29 protein-coding genes are annotated in these 24,371 nt (G+C 54.8%); 4 read left to right on the top strand and 25 right to left on the bottom strand.

What is annotated here, in order from left to right; translation table 11 throughout:
• Positions 1–43: 43 nt before the first annotated feature.
• From ACWIKB_RS11150 to ACWIKB_RS11035, 24 genes are all read right to left on the bottom strand, one after another.
• Positions 44–253, bottom strand: coding sequence for a hypothetical protein (locus tag ACWIKB_RS11150; protein ID WP_475266780.1), 210 nt, complete (start codon positions 251–253; stop codon positions 44–46).
• 23 nt (positions 254–276) lie between these two features.
• Positions 277–2,424 carry a DNA polymerase gene (locus ACWIKB_RS11145; protein WP_475266778.1) on the bottom strand — a complete coding sequence of 716 codons (2,148 nt, stop codon included), beginning with the start codon at positions 2,422–2,424 and terminating at the stop codon, positions 277–279.
• Positions 2,411–2,866, bottom strand: a complete 456-nt coding sequence (locus tag ACWIKB_RS11140) for a hypothetical protein (RefSeq protein ID WP_475266777.1) — start codon at positions 2,864–2,866, stop codon at positions 2,411–2,413. Before ACWIKB_RS11140 ends, ACWIKB_RS11145 begins: the two co-directional genes overlap by 14 nt.
• A 90-nt stretch (positions 2,867–2,956) precedes the next feature.
• Complete coding sequence (locus ACWIKB_RS11135; RefSeq protein WP_475266776.1) at positions 2,957–3,151, bottom strand: hypothetical protein; 195 nt, start codon at positions 3,149–3,151, stop codon at positions 2,957–2,959.
• An 11-nt stretch (positions 3,152–3,162) separates the two neighbouring features.
• Positions 3,163–4,854, bottom strand: coding sequence for a DnaB-like helicase C-terminal domain-containing protein (locus tag ACWIKB_RS11130; protein ID WP_475266774.1), 1,692 nt, complete (start codon positions 4,852–4,854; stop codon positions 3,163–3,165).
• Entirely contained in the window at positions 4,841–5,398 is a 558-nt protein-coding gene (locus tag ACWIKB_RS11125) for a hypothetical protein (protein ID WP_475266772.1), read from the bottom strand. Before ACWIKB_RS11125 ends, ACWIKB_RS11130 begins: the two co-directional genes overlap by 14 nt.
• A gap of 71 nt (positions 5,399–5,469) precedes the next feature.
• A complete protein-coding gene (locus ACWIKB_RS11120) occupies positions 5,470–5,916 on the bottom strand; it encodes a peptidoglycan recognition protein family protein (RefSeq protein WP_475266770.1) in 447 nt (148 codons plus the stop codon).
• 2 nt (positions 5,917–5,918) lie between these two features.
• Entirely contained in the window at positions 5,919–6,371 is a 453-nt protein-coding gene (locus ACWIKB_RS11115; RefSeq protein ID WP_475266768.1) for an endodeoxyribonuclease, read from the bottom strand.
• 2 nt (positions 6,372–6,373) lie between these two features.
• A complete protein-coding gene (locus ACWIKB_RS11110) occupies positions 6,374–7,078 on the bottom strand; it encodes a DUF2815 family protein (protein ID WP_475266767.1) in 705 nt (234 codons plus the stop codon).
• Between the two features lie 91 nt (positions 7,079–7,169).
• Positions 7,170–7,550 carry a hypothetical protein gene (locus ACWIKB_RS11105; RefSeq protein ID WP_475266765.1) on the bottom strand — a complete coding sequence of 127 codons (381 nt, stop codon included), beginning with the start codon at positions 7,548–7,550 and terminating at the stop codon, positions 7,170–7,172.
• The gene (locus ACWIKB_RS11100) at positions 7,547–7,729 is read right to left on the bottom strand and encodes a host cell RNA polymerase inhibitor (protein ID WP_475266763.1); all 183 of its coding nucleotides are present in this window, start codon (positions 7,727–7,729) and stop codon (positions 7,547–7,549) included. The genes ACWIKB_RS11105 and ACWIKB_RS11100 overlap by 4 nt, the downstream gene beginning before the upstream one ends.
• A gap of 7 nt (positions 7,730–7,736) precedes the next feature.
• Positions 7,737–8,033 (bottom strand): hypothetical protein, encoded by a 297-nt coding sequence (locus ACWIKB_RS11095; protein WP_475266761.1) that lies wholly within the window; start codon positions 8,031–8,033, stop codon positions 7,737–7,739.
• Positions 8,026–8,289 (bottom strand): hypothetical protein, encoded by a 264-nt coding sequence (locus tag ACWIKB_RS11090; RefSeq protein WP_475266760.1) that lies wholly within the window; start codon positions 8,287–8,289, stop codon positions 8,026–8,028. Before ACWIKB_RS11090 ends, ACWIKB_RS11095 begins: the two co-directional genes overlap by 8 nt.
• Before the next feature lie 64 nt (positions 8,290–8,353).
• Positions 8,354–9,337, bottom strand: a complete 984-nt coding sequence (locus ACWIKB_RS11085) for an ATP-dependent DNA ligase (RefSeq protein WP_475266758.1) — start codon at positions 9,335–9,337, stop codon at positions 8,354–8,356.
• Positions 9,334–9,477, bottom strand: a complete 144-nt coding sequence (locus ACWIKB_RS11080; RefSeq protein ID WP_475266756.1) for a hypothetical protein — start codon at positions 9,475–9,477, stop codon at positions 9,334–9,336. The genes ACWIKB_RS11085 and ACWIKB_RS11080 overlap by 4 nt, the downstream gene beginning before the upstream one ends.
• A gap of 136 nt (positions 9,478–9,613) precedes the next feature.
• Complete coding sequence (locus ACWIKB_RS11075; RefSeq protein ID WP_475266754.1) at positions 9,614–12,304, bottom strand: DNA-directed RNA polymerase; 2,691 nt, start codon at positions 12,302–12,304, stop codon at positions 9,614–9,616.
• A gap of 271 nt (positions 12,305–12,575) precedes the next feature.
• Positions 12,576–13,289, bottom strand: coding sequence for a 2OG-Fe(II) oxygenase family protein (locus ACWIKB_RS11070; protein WP_475266752.1), 714 nt, complete (start codon positions 13,287–13,289; stop codon positions 12,576–12,578).
• Positions 13,290–13,428: 139 nt separating this feature from the next.
• Positions 13,429–13,848 carry a hypothetical protein gene (locus ACWIKB_RS11065; RefSeq protein WP_475266751.1) on the bottom strand — a complete coding sequence of 140 codons (420 nt, stop codon included), beginning with the start codon at positions 13,846–13,848 and terminating at the stop codon, positions 13,429–13,431.
• A gap of 122 nt (positions 13,849–13,970) precedes the next feature.
• Positions 13,971–14,231 (bottom strand): hypothetical protein, encoded by a 261-nt coding sequence (locus ACWIKB_RS11060; protein ID WP_475266749.1) that lies wholly within the window; start codon positions 14,229–14,231, stop codon positions 13,971–13,973.
• Positions 14,232–14,427: 196 nt separating this feature from the next.
• A complete protein-coding gene (locus tag ACWIKB_RS11055; RefSeq protein WP_475266748.1) occupies positions 14,428–14,772 on the bottom strand; it encodes a hypothetical protein in 345 nt (114 codons plus the stop codon).
• Between the two features lie 544 nt (positions 14,773–15,316).
• A complete protein-coding gene (locus ACWIKB_RS11050) occupies positions 15,317–16,570 on the bottom strand; it encodes a tyrosine-type recombinase/integrase (RefSeq protein ID WP_475266747.1) in 1,254 nt (417 codons plus the stop codon).
• 216 nt (positions 16,571–16,786) lie between these two features.
• Entirely contained in the window at positions 16,787–18,610 is a 1,824-nt protein-coding gene (gene uvrC / locus ACWIKB_RS11045; protein ID WP_475266745.1) for an excinuclease ABC subunit UvrC, read from the bottom strand.
• A 2-nt stretch (positions 18,611–18,612) separates the two neighbouring features.
• Complete coding sequence (gene gacA, locus ACWIKB_RS11040; RefSeq protein WP_082356623.1) at positions 18,613–19,254, bottom strand: response regulator transcription factor GacA; 642 nt, start codon at positions 19,252–19,254, stop codon at positions 18,613–18,615.
• Positions 19,255–19,381: 127 nt separating this feature from the next.
• Positions 19,382–19,825, bottom strand: a complete 444-nt coding sequence (locus tag ACWIKB_RS11035) for a GNAT family N-acetyltransferase (protein ID WP_475266743.1) — start codon at positions 19,823–19,825, stop codon at positions 19,382–19,384.
• 161 nt (positions 19,826–19,986) lie between these two features.
• Between ACWIKB_RS11035 and ACWIKB_RS11030 the strand changes: the two genes are divergently transcribed.
• Positions 19,987–20,115: a hypothetical protein gene (locus tag ACWIKB_RS11030; RefSeq protein WP_475266742.1), complete on the top strand. Its 129-nt coding sequence runs from the start codon at positions 19,987–19,989 to the stop codon at positions 20,113–20,115.
• A gap of 336 nt (positions 20,116–20,451) precedes the next feature.
• A complete protein-coding gene (locus ACWIKB_RS11025) occupies positions 20,452–21,540 on the top strand; it encodes a 3-deoxy-7-phosphoheptulonate synthase (RefSeq protein WP_475266741.1) in 1,089 nt (362 codons plus the stop codon).
• 50 nt (positions 21,541–21,590) lie between these two features.
• Here the strand turns inward: ACWIKB_RS11025 and ACWIKB_RS11020 are convergent, their stop codons facing one another.
• The gene (locus tag ACWIKB_RS11020) at positions 21,591–22,634 is read right to left on the bottom strand and encodes a hypothetical protein (RefSeq protein WP_475266739.1); all 1,044 of its coding nucleotides are present in this window, start codon (positions 22,632–22,634) and stop codon (positions 21,591–21,593) included.
• 341 nt (positions 22,635–22,975) lie between these two features.
• Here ACWIKB_RS11020 and ACWIKB_RS11015 point away from each other — a divergent pair, with 341 nt between their 5' ends.
• Together ACWIKB_RS11015 and ACWIKB_RS11010 are read left to right on the top strand one after the other, a co-directional pair.
• Positions 22,976–23,857, top strand: a complete 882-nt coding sequence (locus ACWIKB_RS11015; protein WP_475266738.1) for an esterase/lipase family protein — start codon at positions 22,976–22,978, stop codon at positions 23,855–23,857.
• Between the two features lie 121 nt (positions 23,858–23,978).
• Positions 23,979–24,260, top strand: coding sequence for a peptidylprolyl isomerase (locus ACWIKB_RS11010; RefSeq protein ID WP_008150918.1), 282 nt, complete (start codon positions 23,979–23,981; stop codon positions 24,258–24,260).
• Positions 24,261–24,371: the final 111 nt, after the last annotated feature.

The following is a 24,371-nucleotide window of genomic DNA, read 5'->3' as shown; positions in this document are numbered from 1 at the left end:
ATTACCAGCATGACGCACAATAGAATCCAGAAAGTTGTGTCGCTCATACCGCACCTCCATGTTCTTGCAGGAACAACTGTCCCGCCGTGGTTAGCGACCAAACACCCATGTTGCGGCCGTCAGTAGACACACAAGAAATATGACCCCGTGAGGCAGCTTCGGAGACCCCGTGAGCGTTCTTGCGATAGAAGTCGGATTGAAACGTTCGAGCTTCCTTTTTGATTGCGTAAAGCATTCGGATGTATTCACCCATGACGCCCTCCTTTACTGTGTTTATTAGTGACATTCACGCCACGTCGGGCCGATCTTTCCTTCGGTGTCGAGGACACAGCGGAAGTCGAACGACTCGCCTACATTGCGAATGGCTTGTTGTGCAGCGGCCACGCAGATTTCCCCAATCGCTTGGGTGCGGGCAGCAATTTGAAGTTCGTCGTGGACCCACGCCATGAAGCAGAAGTCGCCGTCCCAGCCGTGGACAAGGCCGTGGTCTTCCATAAGGAGTCTTTCGGTTTCTACTACCCACGCCTTGCAGATGAGCGCACCGGCTGACTGAAGGAGTGTGTTGAGTGCGGAGTGCGGCGAACGGACGTGAATCTTTCGACCATCAAGGCCTTTGATCCAGCGACGCTTCCACTTGATGTCAAACTTCTTGAGCGCTTGGTTCCACTTTTGTGAAGAGATGAGGGAAACTTCAAGGGCTTCACGCAGGGACTTAATGACCGGCGTACCTTCCAAGAAGGCTTTCTTCAGCTCCTTACCGCGCTTCGCGCCACCACCCACGATTGACCCAATCTTGGCGTCGCCCGCTCCGTACAGGAACGCGTAGATGAACGTCTTGGCCATGTCGCGCCAACGATCGTGTTCATGGTTCGCTTTGTCTCGAACGGCCGCCTGACAGATGCCAGCAGCCACACCGTTAGCCCAGTGAACGTCACCGTTAAGGACCTGATCGGCGTAAGCGCCTTCGTCATACTTGGCACCGAAGTGACCGAGGCAACGCAGCTCCAGGCCGCTCGCATCGACTCCGACTTGGACGCAGTTTTCCCAGCCCTTGAACCGCTTTTGGGCGAACACAGCACCAAACAAGGCACGACATTCAGGACCGTACGGGCTCTTTGCGCTGGGCACTTGGCCCATGTTCGGATAGCTGTGAGTGGCGCGCCCGGTGACCGCCCCGTTGGGGTTGATCGAGCCATGCATCGAGCCATCTGAATGAACCAGACGCATCCATGCGTTATCACCCTCGGCCAACATCCCGATTCTCTTTTGGATCATCAGGTAGTCACGGACGAGAGCAATACACGCTTGAGCATCCGGGTCGGCCACAGTCACGCCGTCAAGGGTCTCGTCATCGACCTTCGGGGCGCCTTTGTCAGTGAACTCGGTGGGCTCCCATCCGGCGTCCTTGAGAACCTTGATGAGGTGTTGCCCCGATGCCGGATTGAACGTGACGAACTCGACAGGTGTATACGGAGCGCCCTCAAAGGTTTCCCGAGAGTCCCGCTTTTTACCGCCCTTGAGCCACACGCCGCCGACCTTCGGATACTTGACCCGAGGCATGGGGCGACCGTCAGACCACTTTTCGAGAGGCTTGCCGGTCTTGGGATTACGGAACAGCTCAGTACCGCCCTTGGGTTGATACCAAGAACCGAAGGTCCTGATGAGTTTCACCAAGAGGTCCGAGCGTTGCCCTGCAAGATCCGCATAGAGCCGTTCAGCGCCTTCAGAGTCGAACGGAAAACCGTTGCGCTCCATCTGGGCCAAAGCCCAAGCGGTGTCATGCTCAAGGTGAACGGCACGGATTGACTTCATCCAATGCTCGCCGTTTGGAGCGAGGCCGGACGGGAAGTAGTACGGATCGGACATCAGCTTGGTTACGAGCTTCGTCGTCACTACTACGTCCTGGACGCAATAGTCCTGCATAGCCTGCGACCAGTTGAGCCACTCCATGCCCTTCACGTAGGTCGTGCCATCGGCAAGACACTGGGCCTTGAAGTCGGTCGTGTACTCGCCCTTCATTTCACCCAGTCGATAACCCCAAGCTTCCAATGCGTGGGACCCGAAGCGGTTGCCGGGAAGTTTCCCTGTGCGCAGAAGGCCGCCGTCTGTATCTCGGATGTTGGCGTGGATCAGACGGGACAGGACAAGGGTGTCCATGACTTTCTTGCGGGGGATGTTCAGACGCTTGCCGAAGTACTGGCGCTTAAGCTTGTCGAGGACCGGGATGTCGTACTTGATCCCGTTGTGGAACACGAGCAGGCCATCGGGCTTGGCTGCCTCAGCTTCGAGCTGGGCGATGTAAGCCTTGAGGTCGTTGGGACCGTACTCGAAGACCTCGCCGGTGAAGTAGTCCTTGCTGACACCACAGTGGAACTTGCTGACGTTCTCTAACAGACCATCTGTTTCGATGTCAGAAGTCAGCATCAGGCGTCACCTTGATGCAGCTCAGGGGTAGCCACAGGGTTTTCTGTGTTCGGCTATTGCCCACAGCGTGGAGCATTTCAAAGTGAACGACCCAGCCGGTGAATCCTTTCAACCGCTCGGACTGGTTGGTTCCTTCCGCAATCCACTCAGAGGACTGCACGGTGAAGCGCATGTGACGGTACATATACGCTTGCAGGAAATGTCCCGCAGGAAGAGAGGTAACGGTAAATTTCGCCCCATCACGTACCGGACTCGCGCGCTTTTCGGGTGGAGAAATGAGATCGGCCAGTTGCTCTTTGAACAGTTCCAGCTCGCTTTTGGCTGGAGCAACCCATTTAGGGATCGCGTAGGTTTTCTCTTCGTAGCGATAGCCGAGAGATTCCAGCAATGCAGCGGCCAGCTCACCTTTGCGCAGGTGTGCGCGTACTTTTTGATTGTCCACAGTGAATCCTCCAAAGGAATTGGTGACGGGTTGGTGTGTTGAATTAAGGTTGAACGAAGGGCCCCCAGAACGGAGACCCTTGAGTCACGCTTAGATCAAAGCGGAAACCTTGCGGGCCTCTTCGGCCAGCTTGTTGGACTCGGCCAGAGCAGCCTCACCGCCCTTGTACGAAGTAGCCGCCAGCTCGAAAAGCTTGGTGGACTGTTTGGCCTTCCGGGTCGAAGTTTTATTCAGGGCAGAGGCCAGTTTTGCCAGGGCGAATTTGTACAGTTTGATAATGGTCATTGAGGTTCTCCTTAGTAGTCGGTTGGGGTCGATGGCTCTTCCTCTTCGCCCGCCCAGCCGGTCTCACCCTCAGGTGTCCAGCCATCAGCGGTCTCGTCGAGCCATCCGGTTTCTTTGTTGTAAATCAGGTAACCGGCTACGCCAGTGTCCCCAGTGAAGCGGCACTTCAAGACCCGGATCGTGACCACGTTGGGGTGTTCCCCTTGTTGGTTTCGCTCCATGGCAATGATGGTGTCGCTGAGTTGGCGCAGAGACCCAGAGCCACGCAGATCCGTGATGGAGACCTGACGGCCTTCTTCGTGAGCTTTGCCTTTCTCGGGGTTCTTCAGGTGACAGATAACGACCATGAGGATGTCGTTGGTCTTGGCGAAGGTCTTCAGCTTGGTCATCAGGCGGTCGATGGTTTTGCGCTCATCGCCGTTGTCATCCATGCCAGACACCACGATTGAAATGTGGTCCAGCACGATCACCTTGCAGCCCTGCCCCTTGACCATGTAATGCAGCTTTGACATCAAACGGTCTTCAACGGATTCCGCGAAGGAGTCGTAGAGGAACAGCTTGTCCGTCTCGAAGATGGCGTCGAAGGCCGCGTCAAACTCTTCCTCGGTCGTACCGTCAGGGTTCTGGCGATAACGGCGGCGAAGGTGCAAGCCAACAAGGTCCTCAACGGTTTCCTCAACGGACTCTTCCAGCATCGCAACGCCGACTTCCAGACCGTGTTGCTGAAACCAGTTGTAGACGTTCTGTCTCACGAAGGTCGATTTGCCCATGCCTGACCCAGAGGTCACCATCAGCAGTTCGCCCGCCCGTGAATCCTTGGTCATGCGGCGCAGTTCAGCGGGGCCAGCAAGAGGAATCCGTGGGATGTCCTGCTTGTTCTTGATGCGGTTCTTGAGGGACTTCGCAGAGACAACACCGTCAGGTACAAACGGTGCAGCGTTCCACATGGCATCCATCACAGCTTTAGCCTGGCCCTGCATGACGCAGTCGTTTGGGTCCTTCAGGGGCAAAACCGCAATCTTCACCTTGCCAGCCGGTAGAACCTCAGCGGCATCCATGGCAGCAGCTCGGCCAACGTCATCCATGTCGAACATGAGGATGATTTCGTCGAACGTATCGAGATACTCGTAGTTCTTCGCGCAGGCTTTACGGGCGCTCGGGGCACCTGTAGGAAGGGACACAACGGGGTATTTGCCGCCCTGCAACTGGGCCACTGTCAGGCAATCAATCTCGCCTTCCGTGATGATGATCTTCTTGCCACCCGACCAGAGATGCTTGCCGAAAAGGCAGTCAGCACCATGCTTGCCGGTCGATGAGAAGTTCTTGTCTGCGTCGCGGATTTTCTGGCCGACCAAGTTCCCGTGTTCATCACGGTAGTCAGCGACTTGAATACTCTTCCCGCTATGGGTCTTCCCTACCCAGTAGCCGTACTGCTTGCAGATAACTTGCTGGAGGCCACGTTTAGGCAAATCCTGAAAGCGGCCTTGATGGTCCAGCATCGACATCGTGCCGTCAGCGCGCTTGGTGTTCGCTCGGGGACTGTGAGATTCGGAGCCATCGCCGGGGGTGTAATGCGTGCAGACGTAGCAGTAGGTGTGCCCGTCTGAGTAAGTCCCCATGCCATCACTGGACGAACACTCATCGACGTTCGTGCAGGGTCCTTTGTAGAGCAGTTCGCTTTCGGGCTGGTCAGTAGAGTCCATCGGACCCGCCTACAGGCGCCTCTAAGGACTCCCCGGTAGCCCGTCGCCACGCAAGGTCGAACCACTTTTCTTCCATCTTGGCCGCACGAGGACCGCGAGCGTCATCACGCAGGCGGACCAGCTTCGACCAATGTTCATCGCCCATGTAGCGGACATACGCCGCATCGATCCCCCGGTGAATGCCGACGATTGCGAACTGGTTCAGGTTGTAGTCGAACTTCTGGATAGCCTCAGACACACAGTCGGTGTCATAAAGGATCACGTCGATATCACAACCTTCGATCTTCCAGACCCCAGCCAGACGGTCCGAATCGGAACCTGTGTGATACTTGGGGAACTTCTTGAAATTGAGTCGAGCGCCTTCAAGAACTTCAGTGACTTTCTCGTGACCTGTACCCGCACAAACAACATCAACGTCTTTCGGAGCTACGCCAAAGAAAATGTCACGGGCAGCACCGCCAGCGATAATTGCCGAGATACCATGTTTATGCAGCAGTTGGACAATATCAAAAGCTCCTTGTAGAGTTTCACGATTCACAGACATGAGCCGTCCTCCTAAGTTAATAAGTGAAAGTGCCTTTAAAGCGAGCCAAGCGGCCCGCCTAACAGAGATGTTTAATGTTTAGCGCGGGACTTTAGCCAAGTTGCAACGTCGAATGACGGGCAGGCTTTACCGCTATCCAGGTCACGATGGCCGCAAATGCGAGCATTCGGATACATGACCGTGGAGATTTCCCAGACGAGACCTTCAAGCGCTGCCCATTGGGCATCCGTAAAGTTGTCTTTTGGTTTTCCTGCATCGTCGATACCACCAACCATGCAGATACCGACAGATTCAAAGTTGTGCCCCTTTACGTGGGACCCGACGACATCATGAGGACGGCCTGTTTCTACGGTGCCATCGCGTCGAACAATGTAGTGGTAGCCGACATCAAGCCAACCTTGTTGAACATGCCACTGACGAATCTCGCGCAGGCCAATATCCATAGAAGGTTTGGTAGCTGCGCAGTGAATAACGACTAAGTTCGTCTCCTTCCGCTTATTGAATTGCACACGAGCCATAATTACGCTCCTTTTACTTTCAGAATCCCGTCAGGAATCTGTTTCTTCTTCTCCTTCATCCAAGTCAATGGAACTAACTTGTCTGCGAATTGAATACCATGTTTCTCACACCACGCCCCGTAAGTCGTAGGTGAACCCTTATAGAGCTTCGCCTTGCTCGACGAAAAGATCAGCCGAATATCAAGCTCGGGGTACTGTTCACGCAGCAGCAAGTGTTTCTTGCGGTCGTCAACTTCCCAAATACCTTTGCACTCAATAATGATGCCGTTCCCCAGAATAAAATCCGGTAGATACTTAGCAGTTCTCGCCGGGATCATGTAATTAATCCAGTGCTGCTCAAAGGTGTACGGGATACCGTGCTTGTCCATTAGTTCGCTGTTCTTTTCTTCCAGACCTGAACGGAAGGCCGCTTGTGGCGACCTCCGAGGCCCGGCGTAGCGACCAAACGCCGCCACTTTTAGAAGTCGCCGTCGCTGTCTGGTAGTTCTTGCTCAACATGCTCACGGCGCTGATCTTCTTCCGACCAGCCCTGCTCTGCGCCTGGGGCTTCGTAGCCACCGTCTTCAGCTTCTTCAGCCCAGTCACCGTCATCGGAATTGAACTCCTTCAAGGTAATGAGCATCACGCTGTCAATCTGCAATTTCACGGACGAGCCAGCCACGTTGGACCAGCCATAAGGGAACAGAGAGAAACGGACTTTCAGTTCGGAACCACCAGAAATGGCAGGAACGTTCTCGATACGCTTGCCCTTCGCATCAACGACCTTAAGGACGATAGCCTTGGACTCTTGAGTCTTGGTGTCGATGTAGGACGCATAGCCCTTGAACTTGAAGGTCACGGTGCCATCATCATTCTCGAAGAACGGCATGTCACCCTCATAGGGTTCCAAGAGCTTCTTACCGCGTTGCAGTTTCTTTTCCAGCTCCGGCCGGTCTTTTTCGAACTGTTTAACCAGCTTGCTGTAGTTACCTTCATGTGCCTTAACAATCTTGTCGATTAGCGGTTGAGCATCAGCCGACGGGACGGTCAAGTTGACTTTGTATTCACCACGGGGATTACCGAAGCCTTTTTCAGGATTGCCATAGTCGGGTTTCTGAATCGAGCAGTACGGCTCAGCAATACCTTTCGGGGTGAACAGAAATTCTTTACGTGGACCTGCCATATATACGTCTCCTTATCAAATTCGGGGCGCAGAAATCCACCGAGAGAAACTTAATCTCGGGCTGGTCTGCTTTAAGTGAGGGTTTTTGGTATTACCGGAATGCTGGGCGCTTGATATCTACTGTCTGTTCTTGCAGCTCTTCACGACTAATCGCCATTGAGATTTCCTGAGCAGCAGACTTGCGGATTGATCGGAAGACCGAATAGACCACAGACTTGAAATTCTCATTAAGAAACTTCTTATGGAATCTCCAAACGTCGTGCTTGAAGTGCGCCAACTCCTGGGAGAACTCACAGCCACTTGGTGGAGTTGCCAGTTCAATCAGAGTCAACTCGACCAATTCCTTTTGCTTCTCGGTCATTAAGCGTTCGTATAGAACACCTGCGAAACCCGATTGGCGAACGTGACTGTAGTTGTTCAGATGCAGGAAGCCGTCAGGCCTTGCACGACCATTGCCTTGGGCTCTTTTCATTGGGTCACCGTGAAACGGCTGATATCCGGCGCGACTACAGCGCGGACACGCGTTACATCGCCAAAGCGCTCTTCTGCTTTCTCAGCGGCCTCTTCGAGAGAACGCGCATAAATAGTTACTTCATCCGAGTGGCTACCCATGGCAACTGTCGCCTTATAGGTTTTTACTGCTGCTTCCATTACTTGATTACTCCTTGTTTTTTACGTTTAGTGACACTGACTGAGAAACAAGACGAGCCCCAAAGAACTCAACTTTCTCAGCGTCGTAAAGACCATCATCTTTGGCACCGGCTTTACGCTTCCCGAGGTTGCGTTGTGCTGCCCTTCGCCAAAGTGCTTTAAAAGCATTTCCTTCGGCGTAATTCATTCCGAGTGCTTCAATGATGTCGTTGCACTCTGCGATATAGGCGGGGTTACTTTCGGTAGTGGGGTTTTGCACTTGTACTGTGTAGTAACTCACTGAGCCGCCCGTGTACTCAGTCATTAACGACCTCCTTAATGACCTGCCACACGAGTGCACAGCGAGGCCACTTGCCGGTGTATGGCTCCAGCTTTACTCGACCCAACTTTCGGGCATTCGCACAGGTCGCCTTGGTCACCAGAAAGGTGTCGCCGTCAGTAGCGTCCTTGAGGACCTTGTTGTATGGCTTCAGGGCGACATGGTGAATCGTCCGACTGATGCGGACCGTGTAGGCCAGCTTTGGGACTCCTTTGTTGTGGTGCAGGAATGTTTCGGCCACGCGGGGACCTCCTTTGGGTAGGTGATGGGTTGAGCACTGAGTGATTAGCTATTGCGAGAGGCGTTTACTCTTTGATCCTTGGGTCCGAGATGCCCCGGAAAGAATCAAAAGATGGGTGGCGCAGAGACCCGTCCGGGTAGCGCTCCATAAAGGTCACCTTTACGGTGAAGCCGTTATAAACATCGCCCCCGGCCAACTTAACGTTCTGCGTGAAGGTTTCCATTTGGGCTTTGCTAATCTTGCAGGCCTTTACGACATGGCCTGACTCCAGGAGGACCTCAAAGCCAATGACCTTTCCTTCGTTGGCGAGGCCAGGTGAACCCCAGACCAGACCGACTACCTTGCCGTCTTCGTTGTCGTTCGGCGTCATCTTCCACATGCCGTTCTGCTTCGAGCGCTTCCAGACGCCGTTAGGGTCCTTCAGCACCAGCCCTTCAAGCTTTCGCTCACGGACGGACTCATAAAGAGCCTCAACCTCCTCCATGCTGAAGCAGTCCAACGACTCGACAACCTCCCACGCAATTTCCGGGAAGCGTTCTTTCAGCAGGTTCACTTGATACTCGACGTGGTACTTCATGACGCTGTGGGTCACGTCATAAATCTTGTTCGAGCGGACCACTGACATCGGCACGATGCCAAACACGATCACCTTCAGGCGGCTCAGATTAACGTCTTCATGTCGGCGCAAAGTCCCCGCGATGTCCTTGCAGGGCAAGTCGTCAATACGAAGCTCGGCGTCCAGCATGAAACCCTCGGGAAACAGCCCGTCATCGCTCTCAAAGAAGGAAGGCCAGCGGCTATCGAAGTCGAGAGGCTGAGCCATGTTCCCACCAACCAGAGCCGGGAAATGCTTACCCTCTCGAGACAACCAATCGGCTCCCCAGCACCCAGTAACATCAGGGCGGACACACAGATTCAAACGAACGCCATCTTCTTTAACGTCAGCAATCAAATAGGACTCTTCGAGAACCTTATTAAGTGCTTTTTCGTTGAAGTCCACGGGACGATGTGGGTTAGTCGCAATGATTACTTCCTGTACCTTACTCATTCGGCCGACTCCCAGGTGTGACGGGACGGGCGCTGCACTTTGTTCAACTTTCCGCGACGGGTGCGGACAACTTCCATTTCGTCATCGGTACGGCGTTTAGAGGTGCGGACAGTGCGTTGAACTGCTTGAGTGGATTGCATCAAAAAGAACTCCTGAAATAGGGAAAGGTTGGTTGTGCTTTTAGTGAGGGTTTTTAAATTTCAGGCACTAAAAAGCCTCACGAGACGGTTAAATCTCAGTGAGGCTCTGTTGTGCTTTTAGTGAGGGTTTTTAATCTCAGGCGAATGCAAACTCGCTTTCGAGGATCTTGGTGATGTCCAATGTTCCTTTAGCTGGTAGTGGTGGCATCTTTTCCAACTGGCTTTCGTGTAGTTGCTCCATAAACTGTTCGCGGAAGTCATCAAGAACATCGTTTTCGGTGTACGTCTCGACCATTGTTTCGCGCACTGCTTTGAACATCTTCCCGGCCTTCGCTGGGATGGTCCCAAAGCTGTCATGAATCAGCGCAAAGAACTCAACGCCGTAGCATTCGGAAGCCTTAACGACTGTCTTCCTTAGGTGCGACCCATCTTGGCTGTGAACGAAGTTCGGAGAGATTCCCGACTCTTGCTTAGCCCCGTCGATGCTGTCCGAGTCGCGCACGTTGATGGTGGCTTGTAGGCGGACTGTCCCGAGGAACATCAGGTCAACCCGACGCTGTATCGGCTTCATGTACTCTTGCCACACGGGGAACCCGTCAGGCGTCACCCAGTAAACAGGCATGCACGGCTTGAGGATTTCCGGGGTCGGGTTCTTCTTGGTCTTCTTGGTCGCGGTGACCTCAGTAGCGAGGAGCTTGGCCGCTTTCTGTAGCCACAGCATGGCCTCAACTGCCTTGACCACAACGACGCTCACAGAGTCCCAAATGAGGTTCGCCATGTATCTCGCGCACTGTTGAGCATCAGGGAACCACTGTTCACCGTCGCCCTTGTCGATGGCAGGCTGAATGATGTCGTCGCGCACCTGATCGGTGAACCCGAAAGCTTTCGAACCGTAGGCCAGCGTCATAACAGAACGCTTGGTGACGCTTCGAGTTACGCCGTAATTCATCCAGCCTTGCGCAAGCGTCCGGGTCCCGAGAATACGGCGCTCTGTGATTTCACCGGTCTTCTCATTCACGATCAGCTCTACGCTGTCTTCTGTGCCTTCAATCACGTCCTTTTTGACCTTCTCAATGACCTCCTCAGCGACCAGCCGGTAGATGTCCTGTACCTCGTCCGAGGGAAGCAGGTTCACCGCCCGACCGCCCCGCTCGTCCCGCAGCATTGCCGAGAAGTGCTGAATGCCCGAGCAGGAACCATCAAAGGCAATCGGTAAAGCCGACTCCCAGAATTCGCCATGCTCGACCACACCGGCCCACTCAAAACAGAACGCCAAGAAGCAGAACGGGGAATCCATCTTGGTCCACTCAGGCTGGCCCAACGGGTCCCGAGCAATCTCAAGGATCAACTCTTTGTTGTCCTCTACCCACTTCTTGCGCTGGCTGAAATCGACCTTATCGACGCCCGCACAGTTAGCCCCGTGAATCTTGAGCCACTCGATACCGTCCTTTCCTACAGGCTCCGCAACGGAAGCCATGAGCATTCCCTTGGTCATGTCGTTGCCTTGGGGATTGAACGAAGGGATCGCGTAAACACGGCCACGCCAATCGAGGTTGTACGGAAAGTAAATCGCCTCGTAGTCAGCGAATTTGTCGGCCTGCTCAATGATGAACTCATAGGACAGGCGACGGCTTACACGGGCGCGGTCACGGCGATAGACACCGGCTGCTTCTTTCTTCCACGCTTTCAAGATTGCGGCGTCTTCACCCATACCGTCGGGCTGAGCTGGTAGCTCCTCACGGTCGGCAGTAGGGAACTTGTCGATTGGAACGTGTTTCCACTCCATCACTGCCTTGGCGACTTCAAGGACCTTTTTGTTTACCCTCCATGCGGACGCTTGAGCGATGTTTACGGCCTTGTAGACCTCGGGCATCGATACGTCGCGGTAGCGCTGCAAGGCCCGCTTAGAGCGCACACGGATTAGCGGAATAGGCTTGCGCCCCTTTGCCCAGTAACCGCCGCCAATCATCTTGGTCCACTCTTTCGGCGGGACAATCATCGGTTGATGGCGTGGAGTGATGCCAGCCAACGAGAAAGCCCGGTCGCAGAGCTTGTCAGCCCACGCAGGCGTCAAGTGGACGAACTCACCGTCGAGCTTCACGTTGCCAGCGTTCTCGCGCTTCACCTCGACCAACTGCGTGGATTCAATGAGCAGCTCTAACAGCCGAATCCCCATGTGATAGGTCATGTCGTTGTCGAGGGAATCCCAGGAGGACCACGAGGTTTGAATCTCATTGGCCTCTTCCATGTGCGATTCGACCTTTTCAAGGAATTTGACCTTGTAGGTATGCCCGTTGCGCTTGTTCAGAGCTGGGCGAATACGCTTGTTGAAGTGTTCGGCCTCCTGTTCACGAATACGGCCGAAACGTGCTTCCTCTTCCAGGCCACGACCCAGCGCAACCGCCAGATTCTGAATGCTCGTCGGGCCTTTCTTGGCGACCATGTTGAGAACGATTTTGACGGTGATGGCCGCTACGTTTTCCGCCTTCACCATCTGGAAGAACTGAAGCGCTACGTGCTTACGGCGGACCTTCGTTACTTGGTGTTCAACCCAGTTATCAAAAGCAGTAATCATCAGGGGAACCAGTGTGGTTAATACCGGTTTCGCGGTGGCGTTATCGGCAAACTCGCCTCGTTCAATTTGTCGCTCAAGTGCTTTATGGAAACGCTCTTCGCCCAGCGTGTAGGCTTCATGCTCAAGACTGAGCTGAGTTGCCGCAAAGTCTGGGCCATACATGCCTGAAAGAGTTTCAAAGGCCCAAGAAGATTTCTCTTGAATGTCGCTAAAGTCGTGCTTAGTTGGTTGAATTTGGCTTTCTACGGACATGCGAATCCCTTAGAGGCCTGTTAGGGCCTCCAATTAATTAGTTAGGTGTAAGGGCTGAATCGAGAGCGCAGAGACCCGCAAAGAAGACTTAAAGAAGTCTCTAAGGGTTAAGGCTCATAGAGGGCACAGCGCTTTTAGTGAGGGTTTTTAGATTTATTGAGGGTTGCCAAATAATGGCTATATGCTATTGTTTCGTGAAAGTTGTTCTGTTTTCCGTCCTTAGTTGGGCGTTGCACGGGTCCGCCTGCTACCCGCTTCCGGCGTAAAAGTCTTACTTAACTTCGCTCCAATGGACTAATAAATTCCTTTCGCCTTCAGTTACAGGCATTCCATAGTGTCGATTTGCTTTTCCGTTAAAGAACATCCCGTGTCCTATCGGTAACTGTGGGACCAAGATGTTTTGTGTGAACGGGCCGGTATGCACCAAAGTTCCGCCGCCCTTGTGAGTGTCTGTTAAAGCCACCACGAGTGTTACGTCTGAATCCTTATCGTTATGCCAATGCCCACGAGGCGTGTTCTCAGTGGTGTACTGCGCTGCCTGGATGGCCTTAATTACGCTCGGGTCCTGCCCCATCAAGACCTTGGCCAATGGAATCCCAGCGTTCGCCCAGAGACTGTACAGGCAATCAAACAAGGGGCGACATTCAGTCAGAAAGGTGACTTCAGGAATCTGCGCCTCTACGGGCTCTTCCTCGTTCACGCTGTACTCCATGCAATCCAGCTCAAGCATGAGGTCCCGGCAGAACGCCTCTGAGAGGTATGGGAACGAGTAGATACCGTGCCCGTGATGCGTCACGACCTTGAGCGCTTTGGCCCAGTCAGAGGACTCCGAATAATCGGCAGCGCTAAGCGGTTCAACCGTCTCCGCGTGGTCGGCCATGTCCTTGATGAGGTCGAGAACGTCCCGAAGGTCTTTGTGATATTTGTCGAGCGATGAATAGGCCGTCAGGGCTTTGCTCAATACGTGGTTTTGTCCGTGGTTCATTTGTTCCTCACTGTGTCTGTGCACCGGTCGCTCACTAAAAAAGGGCGTGCAAGGTAAGCGTCCAAGTGCTGGATGTCCATACATATTTATGCATTTGTGCATTTTGCTATGCGTATACGCATTTCCGTTTGATCGACCCTTAGAGAACGATTCCCGGCCCGTTGAACTGGTAAGCGACCCAGTCCCACGCTCGGCGTAGCAAGGACGTTTCTTTGCGTGCTCGCTTGGCCTCCTCAGCGTCCAGGCGGATATCCAAGGGATGAGCTGGTAGTCGGTAAAGAGCAGCGTTGAGGCCTGAGAATTCGCGCTCGTCCTCACGGGACCAATGGAACAGAGCAGCCTTTAGGAGGTGGTGCCCGACCTCCTGCATGGTGTCTGTCAGGAACTGGAAGTAGAGGCGGTTGTTGTCGTCCCGTTTGATGTCCACTCGCAGCCAGAGACGGCCACGGCGATTAGTTACGTATTGCGCGAGGCCGGTCCTTAGGGCGTCCTGCATGGCTGCAAGGATGTTGTTTGCCACGGTCGGGCTGGTGAAGTTGGTCAGGTTGTAAATGCTCATAGCTTGAAATCTCGGTTTGAGGGGGCCTGCTTGCGACCCCATTGCGTTTTATAAAGGTGGCTGCGGTTTACTGAGTTTTGGTGAGGTACATGAACGCACAAAACGCGTACATCAGGACAAACCTAAAGCGTCGAATATTGGGTAAGTGCCACTGCAACCCATGTTCCGCTGACCATCTGACCGACAGCCCAGCCAAACGTGTACCCGTTGCCCTCTTCCCAACCCATTTTGCTAAGCAGAGCGGCTACAGCGGCTTTAACGTTGCCTTCGTTGTCCAAAGCGTGATCAAAACTAACTGTGATAGAGCCCGCGGCTGCGGAAGCCTTCCAGCGAGAACCCTTGGTGTCAGTAGGTGGCAGAAACTTGATGGTGATTGCCTGCATGGTGATAGTCTCCAGTGTACGCATTTCGTGCGTATATCAAAATAAAACGAGCCGCCTTGGCTTCGTTGTGGCGAGCCGTCAATGTACGCACGAAATGCGATCATGTCAACGCACGAAATGCGTATATCAGCAAAAAAGAAAGCCCGACGACTCCATATGAAGCTGTCGGGCTTTGTGCGTCTTTTAGTGAGGGTTTTTAATTGACTGGGTGCTTTTTGAGGATTGCGGCCAATGCGTCACGCGTTTCGGCGCGGGAAACCTTCAGGACCATTGCGAGACACATCCACGATCCGAAATAAAGGCAGGTCTGCTCCCGTCCGCTTACGTCACTGTACGATCCGAATTTGGCAACAAGGACTTTATTGGCATACCAAGCACGGCCATCTGTAGTGACCAGCACCCCAGCTTCAGTAAGCTCAGCCAAAGCTCGGTTGAATGTCCTAATGACGTCCGCGTGAGACCTCGCAGCTTTAGGTGCCGCATTGTGCAACTCAGCGGTTGTCGTATGCAGTGGCTCGCGCAGCGATAGTGAAATTTCCATTGTTCAAAATCCTAATAGTGCTGTCGCCTTCGGGAAAGCTTGAACCAGCTTAACGAGACCGTAGAGGACAGCGGCACTGAGGCCCCACGCGGCGACTGTTAACGCTCTATCCATGGGTCACTCTTGGTGCAATGTGAATGCTTGGGCAGTGCCACCAAGCACATACCAACAATTACGATTGAGGCCTGACTCTTTAGAGATTTTCACGCCAGTGATGCCATCTGCACCTTGTGCATATGCTGCGATCTTCAGATCAGTTAGGACCGCAGCCTCGGTAGGAGCTTCCTCGACAAAACTCCTATGGCATCTCCCCGCAGATACCTCAGTAACTACTTGGGCGCCTGTAGGTATAGCCTCATAGACCTTAACGGTCCTGACTGCCTCTCTCTGATCCTTCAAGCTTGCGTACGATTGTTCATTGCCGACTTGGAGATTAGAGGAGTGACTACCGCATCCTTGTAGAAGGCCAATTAGCAAAGCAAGGCCGATAGCATAACAGCGCATCCGTGAAGCTCCCTTAGTAGAAAGCCTCGAATGATATCAGTCAGCTATCCGATAGAGCGACTCTCAGAGACTCTGCCATACGATGGACTTGCACCGCCCTGCCCGATCCGTAGAGGTCAAAGGTAATCGAACCTGAGCTGTGTCCTAAGATTTCTTGAGCAGTGCCTAACGGAACCTCAGCGGCTTTCAAGGCGCCTGCAAGATGATGCCTAAGCGAATGGAAGGACAGACCCACTTTCGTCTCAATCTTTAGCACCTCACGGATGCGTTGGTTAAGAGCCCCTGTGAACGCAGGCGCTGTGTGGGTGAATAGACGTCCATTAGCGGATGCTACGAATGCTTTGAGCGCCTCCAGGTCAATCCCATAAGCCGCCACTAAGGGCACCTTACGTGCACTGAATTTGTTCTTCAGCGTTTTCCCGTCATTGGCGTTTATATCCATGATCAACACACCATTGACCTCACTAAAGTCCTCAGTTCCTAACTGCTGTATCTCTCCCACTCGTGCCCCACTGATAACTCCAAGGCTCAGCGCCCAGCGGTGCCACGAGTCAGTAGGCAGACTATTAGCGTGAGCTACAAGCGCCGCTACCTGTTCCCCAGCAAATGCCGTCCGCTCACTCTCTGCCCCTTTGAGAATCTGAAGCTTCGAGCAGAAAGCCTGTTTGATATGCCCGTTAGCAACTGCCCAACTGAGAACAGTGGATAGCTGAGTCATGAACTTGTTAACAGTCGTAGCCTTACGTCCTTCTTTTAGGGTCTCGCGGACCGCTATGAGGTCAGCCCTTGAGTGGGTCGCCATGTCCATATTTCCGAGGACATCACTCAGAGTCTCACAGCACGTCTTAACGCTGCGCATACTGGACTCTTTTAGGTCGTCCTTGCGCTCTTCCATGTAGTAAGCCGATAGAGTCGCAAAGGTGACTGATGGTGTCTCTGAGGTACTCACAGAGACAGGTAATTGTGGGGCCTCCTCAAGCTCCTCAATGATCCCAAGCATAGGATCAGTGACACTTAAGACCCTCCACTCGGCAGCCGTCATCATCCGTCTACCGATATCAACTGCCCGTGCCTGTGCAACGCTCAAAGGCTCCGATGCGGCTATCTCTTCGAGGTCATCCCGAACGTCTGAGAAGACATGCCCCGAAGAGCCTATCCGGTCCCATACAGAGCGTGAGCCCAGAATGCTCCCAGCAGTCTCCCTTAGATGATCCCTTAGGAACTCCCACGTTGCGTCTGGTTTATCGAGATGAAATGCCCTGAGAGTCTTCAGGAGATGTGAAGCAGTAGCCAATGCGGTTTGCCTGTGGGTTGTCTTGAGGGAAATCGTGCAGGTTCTTTTCGAGCCCATTGGGCGGACTCTGAGGGTGTACCGACCTTGGCGCCTATACAGATAGGGACACGCAAGGTCTAACACTGTTCTAACACTTTGGGTCGTTGAGGTGGTGTGCAGCATGGTCAAACCCCTGAATTCATTGGGTTAAACCTCATGTGTCACCAAGTAGGCATTCTACTCGCTGTGCAGATTTGCATAAATCGACTCAGCGAGCTTTTTACTGATCCCGGGTGCTTTGGCGATCTCTTCGATGCTGGCACGAGACAGCTCCTGCAATCCACCAAAATGTTTCAACAAATCGCGCCGACGTGTCGGCCCTACCCCCGCAACGCCCTCAAGCGTGGACGTACGGCGGGTTTTGCCCCGCCGTGCCCGGTGCCCGGTAATGGCGAAACGGTGGGCTTCGTCGCGAATCTGCTGGATCAAATGCAGCGCGGGGGAATCACCGCGCAATGTGAATTCGTGTGCAGCGTCATTCAGGTACAACGTTTCAAAACCGGCCTTGCGTGTCGCGCCCTTGGCCACACCCAACAAAATCAGGTCAGGTACCGCCAGTTCATTGAGAACGTCCCGGGCCATGGACAGTTGGCCTTTGCCACCGTCCACCAGCAAAATGTCCGGCAGCTTGCCCTCGCCGTCCTTCAGCTTGCTGAAGCGTCGGGTCAGAGCCTGATGCATTGCTGCGTAATCATCGCCAGGCGTCACGCCCTCGATGTTGTATCGACGGTAGTCGGATTTGATCGGACCTTCCGGGCCGAACACCACGCAGGACGCGACGGTGGCTTCGCCGCTGGAGTGACTGATGTCGTAGCATTCCAGGCGCTGTGGTGGCTCATCCAGGTTCAGGACTTCGGCCAGCGCATCGAAACGCGCCGCAACGTGCTGACGATTAGCCAAACGCGCACTCAACGCCTGCTCGGCATTGGTGACCGCCAACTGCTGCCAGCGTGCGCGCGTACCGCGTACCCGATGACTGATGGACAACTCGCGGCCGCGTAACTCGTCAATGGCCGTGATCAGGACCGGGAAATCATCGTGAACCACGTTGACGATCAACTCGCTCGGCAAATCCCGTTCGGGGCTGCTGATGTAGTACTGGCCCAAAAACGCCGCCATAACCTCGGAAACGTCTTCCTCAATCCCTACTTGCGGGAAGAAGTTCTTGCTGCCCAGCACCCGGCCGCCACGCACGCTGATCAGGTGAACGCAGGCGCCGCCCGGGTTGACGAATGCGGCGATCACATCGATATCACCCGTCCCGCCTTCCATGCTTTGCTGGTCCTGGACCCGACGCAGCAATGAAATCTGGTCACGCAGTTCGGCAGCACGCTCAAACTCGAGATTGATCGCCGCCTCCTCCATTCCGGCCGACAGCTCGTCCGTCAGCGCATTACTGCGCCCCTCAAGGAACATCACCGAATGTCGTACGTCCTCGGCATACACCTGCGGCTCCACCAGCCCGACACACGGCGCCTTGCAGCGCTTGATCTGGTATTGCAGGCAAGGCCGCGTGCGGTTCTTGTAATAGCTGTCTTCACACTGGCGCACGAAAAAAGTCTTTTGCAGCAGACTCAAGCTTTCGCGAATCGCGCCCGCACTTGGATAAGGACCGAAGTACTTGCCCTTGGCCTTTTTCGCCCCGCGATGGATGCTCAGACGTGGAAACTGACCATCCGAGAGGAAGACATAGGGATAGGATTTGTCGTCGCGCAGCAGAATATTGTAGGGCGGACGCCATTCCTTGATCAGCGTCTGCTCAAGCAACAGGGCTTCGGTTTCATTGGCCGTGATCGTGGTTTCGACCTGAGCGATACGACCCACCAGTGCGGCAGTCTTGGGCGCAAGCCCGGTTTTGCGGAAGTAGCTCGCCAGCCGTTTCTTGAGATTCTTGGCCTTGCCGACGTAAAGCAGTCGCGCGTCACTGTCGAACATGCGATAGACGCCGGGGCGTCCACTCACCGTCGACAGAAAAGCACTCGGATCGAAGACTTCAGTCATTTTCAGAGATTGGCATCAACCATGCCGTGACGAACCGCCAACAGCGTCAGCTCGACATCACTGCTGATCGAAAGCTTCTCGAAAATGCGGTAACGGTAGGTATTCACGGTTTTCGGCGACAGGCAAAGTTTGTCGGAAATGATCTGGACCTTCTGACAGCCGACAATCATCAAGGCGATCTGGATCTCGCGCTCCGACAAGGCGTCGAAAGGCGAATCGTTGGTCGGCTGGAATGACTTGATCGCAAGTTGCTGGGCGATTTGCGGGCTGATGTAGCGTTGCCCGGCAAACACCAGCCGAATGGCCTGAACCATTTCCGGCAAACCTGCACCCTTGGTCAGATATCCAGCTGCCCCGGCCTGCAGCAGCCGTGTAGGAAACGGATCTTCTTCACACACAGTGACCGCAACGACTTTGATGTCGGGATGACTGCGCAGCAATTTTCGCGTGGCCTCAAGACCGCCGATCCCGGGCATCTTGACGTCCATCAGAACCACATCGGGCTTCAACTCACGCGCCTTGAGCAGGGATTCCTCCCCTGACTCGGCCTGGCCGACTACTTGCAGGCCATCGATGTCAGCCAGCATTCGTGTAATGCCTGTACGAACGAGATCATGGTCATCGACTACTAGCACCCTAATCAAGCAGACACCTCGCGATATGGTCGTATTGAGTTGCCGGACACCTTAGCAAAAAGCGGCTGGCAGACCTAGCGGCAAGCATCATATAAAAAGTTTCAATTCATCTTTCAAGGCTTGCTATTCGTGTGTTTCAGCAACGAGGGGCATCGACTTCGCGCTGCATTCTCAGGAAACACTCGTCCTCACCGACCACCACCAACCCCATTCGCCGATACAGCGCTTGCGCCGGATTATTTTTGAAGACGGTCAGGCGCAAGGCAGGTCTTCGTTCCTTGCGAGCCATGGCCCATACCTGATCGATTGCCCAGGAACCTGCGCCCTGTCCCTGGAATGCTTCGGATACATGTAATTCGCGGATGTACAAAGCCCTGGCATCACGGCTTAGGCTGACGTAACCCACTGGGTGCTCACCCTGCACGATCAGCCAGTTCTCCCGCCCCGCCCAGGCGACATCGAAGGCTTCATCAAGCCATAGCAAATCGTACTTAATGTAATAGCGCAGCATGTTTTGACAGGTGAGGTCCCGGGCGAAATCCAGATCAAGGGGAGTCGCCGGGCATAACTCGAAAACCATTCAACGCTCCAAAACGATCACAGGTTTTAGCGAAGCATTGAGTGTGTCACAGCCCTGCGACATTCAAGCGATAGAAAACAACGTCTGTACTCGATAGCATTTTCTGATTGAATCCGCCCATCGCCCTCTAGTAAGCTCGGCGCATTCATCGGAGACAGATCATGTTCAACGCCCTCTCACAGCTTCGTACCGTCAGCGCCCTGCGCACGGTGGCGGCTGCCCGGGCGAATGACGTTTGTGCTCCGGTCAGCTTTTATTTTGGGTATTGGTTTAGCCACTGGCGCGCCTGATACCCACACGGCGCCCACTTTAAACGGGTCGCCACCAGAGAATTCTCAACCCCCGGTCGGCCTCCCGACCGGGGGTTTTGTTTTTTCAGCCCCTACATTTTTAGCGACACACCAGACAACTTGAGGATTCAGAACATGAACTACGCCACTTATTACCGTTACGACAGTTTTACCGCCTGGCGATTTACCAGCCTCCGCTCGGGACAGCCTGCCGCCTCCGATCGGTCACCCACAGGTGGCAAGCACACACACGCAGCCAATCCGGCCAATTGTCGAACACCCCAGTAGGGCCGAGCACGCGGGAGCGAACCCGCCGCCAGCCCAGGAAGAATGAATATGAACTCGTCCGTCTCTGCTCTGCCACTGTCCACCTTGAGCCCGGCCAATGAAACGCTGACCCTGCGTCTGCCCAGCTCATTGCAACTCAAACAGCAATTGCCACTCAGCAACGCCCTGACCCAGCAGGTCGCCGCCCACCGCCATGCGGTCCGCGCGATCCTCAACGGTGAAGACTCCCGCCTGCTGGTCATTGTCGGCCCCTGCTCCATTCACGATCCCCAGTCAGCCCTCGAATACGCCACCAACCTTGCCCGCCTGTCCGCTGAAGTCAGCGATGAAATGCTCCTGGTGATGCGTGCCTACGTTGAAAAACCCCGCACCACGGTTGGCTGGAAAGGCCTGGCCTACGATCCGCAACTGGATGGCAGCGATGACATGGCCGGTGGCCTGACCCTCTCTCGCGAGTTGATGCGTGAAATGCTCGCCCTCGGTTTGCCAATTGCTACCGAACTGCTGCAACCGATGGCCGCCGGCTACTTCGACGATTTGCTCAGTTGGGTCGCCATCGGTGCGCGCACCACCGAGTCACAGATCCACCGGGAAATGGCCAGCGGCCTGAACATGCCCGTGGGCTTCAAGAACGGCACCGATGGCGGTGTCACGGTTGCCAGTGACGCCATGCGCTCGGCAGCTCACCCGCATCGGCATTTCGGCGTCGATAGCCAGGGCCATCCTGCAATCATCCAGACTCCGGGTAATCCGGATACCCATCTGGTACTGCGCGGCGGGCATCACGGACCTAACTACGACCGCGACAGCGTTGCCCGGATCAATCACGACCTGACCAAACTGAAGATCCCGGCTCGGATCATGGTCGATTGCAGTCATGCCAACAGCGGCAAAGACCCTTTGCGTCAACCCGCCGTGTTCACCGACGTGCTCGAACAACGCCTGCAAGGTGATCACTCGCTGATCGGCATGATGATTGAAAGCCACCTCTTCGAAGGTTGCCAACCGCTAAGCGCGTCGTTGCAATACGGAGTATCAGTAACCGACGGTTGCCTCGGCTGGAGCGCCACCGAACAATTGCTGCGCCAAGCCGCTGACCAACTTCGCAGACAGCACCGCATACAGCAGCCGGCATGATGATTGGCCCTTCCAGTCTTCAATCGAAGACTGGAAGGCGTCCAGACGACTTACCCTTGTACCTCCACCAACGCCACTTGCGAGAGCTGGCTTACATCATCGAGTCGCTCAACCGAGTAAGTGACGCTCACTGTCGTCCCCTGATGTTCTCTCCAAAACCGGTACGGAACGATAAACACCAGTGGTTCACCCGCCATCTCCCGGGAAATATCACGCTCGTCCCGATGACTGAAGTTGACACCGTCGCACTTCAGATACACCAACTCGCCCACCTCGGTACGAGCACCATCAATCACGACGGTGACACCATCTATCGAATCCTGCAGATCCAGCCAGCCTTCATCGGCTTCCAGGATGACAGGAGCTAACAGCGGCGCGCGCTCCAGAGGCCCAACGGACAATCGCGTTGGCTCGGAGTAAAGCGGCGCCTGGCCGTGTTGCTCAATGCAGTAAGTGATGGTCACTGTCGATCCGAGACCTGGGGCAATGAACTCCGGATTCACCCAGAACGACAGCTCCTGCCCCACAGCAAAAGATTCGATATTTAGCCGGTCGCTGAAGCTCGTTTCAGGTCTCGAGCCTTCCCAGAACAGCAAGACCCGGTCACCCTGGGCCATCCGTGCATAAGGCCGAATCGTAACGCGCGCGCCCTCAGCCACTCGGTCCGGATCAAGCGTTCCACCGACGGCATCGTCCACGATTAGCGGTAGCAACCCCGGCGGGGTATCACCAACATTCAACTGCAAACGCCGAGACTGTGAAGAGTCGGTTAAAGAACGGCTGCAGAGCGTGTAGTAAACCTCCAGTGAACCGCCATCCAGTGCGCCAATGTGTGCACCGGCGACGACAAAGACAACGTCATTGCCCACCTGCCCGTGGCTGACAAAACGCGATACTTCGTGTCGATAAACCTGCCCATCGGCGTCAAGACCTGACCAATGCAACACCAGCCTGTCTCCGCTCGTCATGCCCGGATAAGGCAATACCTTCATGACAGCCTTTTTACAGGCTGGATCGAGAACAGCATTATTCGCCTGCTCCAACTGCGGCGCCGGCAGTGACAGACTTTCTGCATTTACTTCATAAGTGCTCATTCATTTTCTCCAGTCCTTGGAAATACGTACCCGTCCCGCAGGCCGGCATCGAACGAAGTCTATTTAATCCCATCGTATTGCCTGGCGATGTCAGGGAACCACGACAGATGCCCCGGGCAAATGCCGCAAACAAGGTAGGCCACTGGTGAGAATCACTCTTGACCGCACAAAAGGATGTCGAAATGTTCCGAAGTAAGCTTCATCCAGATCCGAATTTTCGTACTTTTTCTATACCGCTTTCCTTCAATACCAGCGGCTTTTTCATACATCGCCTGCCTGTGGGAGTGTTTTAGAGTGGAGCCCGGCGCACCGCCACGAACTTCCGCGAAAAAGGCACGAACATGCAACGGAATGCAACAACTGCACACCCTATCCTGCTGGTACATGGGCTCTTCGGCTTCGACCGGATCGGCAAATATGAACTGTTCCATGACGTCAAGCAGTCACTTAGAAGTCATGGGGCCAGAGTCTTCATCCCTCACCTGTCAGCCACCCATAGCAATGAAGTACGCGGCGACCAACTGTTGGCCCAGATTGAACGGGTACTGGAAGGCACCGGCGCGAGCCGGGTCAATCTGATCGGCCACAGTCAGGGCGCACTGGCCGCACGCTACGCCGCCGCTGTCGCACCACAGTGGGTGGCGTCGGTGACGTCCGTCAGTGGCCCGAACCACGGCTCGGAGCTGGCGGACTTCTTGCGCAAGGCCCTGACACCGGGGCGCTTGCCGGAGCACCTGGCCAGTAAGATCGCGACCCTGTTTGCTGATTTCCTGTCGCTGCTCAGCGGCGACCTCCACATACCGCAAAATGCGATTGCCGCCCTTAATGCACTGACCACCGAAGGTGTCGGCGCTTTTAATGACAAGTACCCTCAAGGCCTGCCGAAAACCTGGGGCGGCAAGGGGCGAGAGCTGGTCAACGGTGTGCGGTATTACTCCTGGAGCGGCACCCTGCAAGGGACCATCCTTGACGAAGGACTCGGCGCGTTCGACCCGACACACGCGTTTTGTCGGGCCTTCTCCGAATACTTCATTACCGAAGCCGGCCAAAACGACGGACTGGTAGGCCGATACAGCTCCCATCTGGGCAAAGTCATCCGCTCCGACTATCCGATGGACCACCTGGACAGCCTCAGCCGGACCACCGGTCGAGACCGCAAAGGTGTCGACCCGATCGACTTGTATGTCCTGCACGCCGAACGCTTGAGAAATGCCGGTCTTTAAACCCTTCCTTTATCCGGTTGCCGTCTTGTCCGACTGACTCCAGATGGAACTTTGAGAAGAAATAGGCCACTGAATCCGGTAGGCTCAGCACTTTACTGAACATTGAATGGAGAATTTTCCCATGGCTAAAGCCACTGCCCGTCACATCCTTGTTGCCAGCGAAGCCAAGTGCAACGAACTGAAAGCCCAGATCGAAGGCGGCGCTGATTTCGCCGAGGTTGCCAAGGCCAACTCCACTTGCCCGTCCAGCCGTCAGGGCGGTGACCTGGGTTCGTTCGGTCCAGGCCAGATGGTCAAGGAATTCGACACCGTGGTCTTCAGCGCGCCAATCAATGTCGTGCAAGGTCCGGTCAAAACCCAGTTCGGTTATCACCTGCTGGAAGTAACCAGCCGCCAGGACTGATCTGTCGCCTGAGTTTCCTGCACAACGGCCCGCCTTTTGGTGGGCCGTTGTGCATTTGGTTACGTGATTCGGCTGGCGAGTGAAGCGCGGCTAGCGTACAAATTGTGCTTA

The sequence above is a fragment of the Pseudomonas sp. 5Vm1k genome (assembly GCF_056161485.1).
This window is presented reverse-complemented; position numbering and strand designations above follow the sequence as displayed.

Bases quoted from the DNA above. Each gene is read 5' to 3' on its own strand.
- ACWIKB_RS11150 (WP_475266780.1), bottom strand. From the start codon at position 253: ATGGGTGAATACATCCGAATGCTTTACGCAATCAAAAAGGAAGCTCGA.
- ACWIKB_RS11145 (WP_475266778.1), bottom strand. From the start codon at position 2,424: ATGCTGACTTCTGACATCGAAACAGATGGTCTGTTAGAGAACGTCAGC.
- ACWIKB_RS11135 (WP_475266776.1), bottom strand. From the start codon at position 3,151: ATGACCATTATCAAACTGTACAAATTCGCCCTGGCAAAACTGGCCTCT.
- ACWIKB_RS11130 (WP_475266774.1), bottom strand. From the start codon at position 4,854: ATGGACTCTACTGACCAGCCCGAAAGCGAACTGCTCTACAAAGGACCC.
- ACWIKB_RS11125 (WP_475266772.1), bottom strand. From the start codon at position 5,398: ATGTCTGTGAATCGTGAAACTCTACAAGGAGCTTTTGATATTGTCCAA.
- ACWIKB_RS11120 (WP_475266770.1), bottom strand. From the start codon at position 5,916: ATGGCTCGTGTGCAATTCAATAAGCGGAAGGAGACGAACTTAGTCGTT.
- ACWIKB_RS11110 (WP_475266767.1), bottom strand. From the start codon at position 7,078: ATGGCAGGTCCACGTAAAGAATTTCTGTTCACCCCGAAAGGTATTGCT.
- ACWIKB_RS11105 (WP_475266765.1), bottom strand. From the start codon at position 7,550: ATGAAAAGAGCCCAAGGCAATGGTCGTGCAAGGCCTGACGGCTTCCTG.
- ACWIKB_RS11100 (WP_475266763.1), bottom strand. From the start codon at position 7,729: ATGGAAGCAGCAGTAAAAACCTATAAGGCGACAGTTGCCATGGGTAGC.
- ACWIKB_RS11095 (WP_475266761.1), bottom strand. From the start codon at position 8,033: ATGACTGAGTACACGGGCGGCTCAGTGAGTTACTACACAGTACAAGTG.
- ACWIKB_RS11085 (WP_475266758.1), bottom strand. From the start codon at position 9,337: ATGAGTAAGGTACAGGAAGTAATCATTGCGACTAACCCACATCGTCCC.
- ACWIKB_RS11080 (WP_475266756.1), bottom strand. From the start codon at position 9,477: ATGCAATCCACTCAAGCAGTTCAACGCACTGTCCGCACCTCTAAACGC.
- ACWIKB_RS11075 (WP_475266754.1), bottom strand. From the start codon at position 12,304: ATGTCCGTAGAAAGCCAAATTCAACCAACTAAGCACGACTTTAGCGAC.
- ACWIKB_RS11070 (WP_475266752.1), bottom strand. From the start codon at position 13,289: ATGAACCACGGACAAAACCACGTATTGAGCAAAGCCCTGACGGCCTAT.
- ACWIKB_RS11065 (WP_475266751.1), bottom strand. From the start codon at position 13,848: ATGAGCATTTACAACCTGACCAACTTCACCAGCCCGACCGTGGCAAAC.
- ACWIKB_RS11060 (WP_475266749.1), bottom strand. From the start codon at position 14,231: ATGCAGGCAATCACCATCAAGTTTCTGCCACCTACTGACACCAAGGGT.
- ACWIKB_RS11055 (WP_475266748.1), bottom strand. From the start codon at position 14,772: ATGGAAATTTCACTATCGCTGCGCGAGCCACTGCATACGACAACCGCT.
- uvrC (WP_475266745.1), bottom strand. From the start codon at position 18,610: ATGACTGAAGTCTTCGATCCGAGTGCTTTTCTGTCGACGGTGAGTGGA.
- ACWIKB_RS11035 (WP_475266743.1), bottom strand. From the start codon at position 19,825: ATGGTTTTCGAGTTATGCCCGGCGACTCCCCTTGATCTGGATTTCGCC.
- ACWIKB_RS11030 (WP_475266742.1), top strand. From the start codon at position 19,987: ATGTTCAACGCCCTCTCACAGCTTCGTACCGTCAGCGCCCTGCGCACG.
- ACWIKB_RS11025 (WP_475266741.1), top strand. From the start codon at position 20,452: ATGAACTCGTCCGTCTCTGCTCTGCCACTGTCCACCTTGAGCCCGGCC.
- ACWIKB_RS11020 (WP_475266739.1), bottom strand. From the start codon at position 22,634: ATGAGCACTTATGAAGTAAATGCAGAAAGTCTGTCACTGCCGGCGCCG.
- ACWIKB_RS11015 (WP_475266738.1), top strand. From the start codon at position 22,976: ATGCAACGGAATGCAACAACTGCACACCCTATCCTGCTGGTACATGGG.
- ACWIKB_RS11010 (WP_008150918.1), top strand. From the start codon at position 23,979: ATGGCTAAAGCCACTGCCCGTCACATCCTTGTTGCCAGCGAAGCCAAG.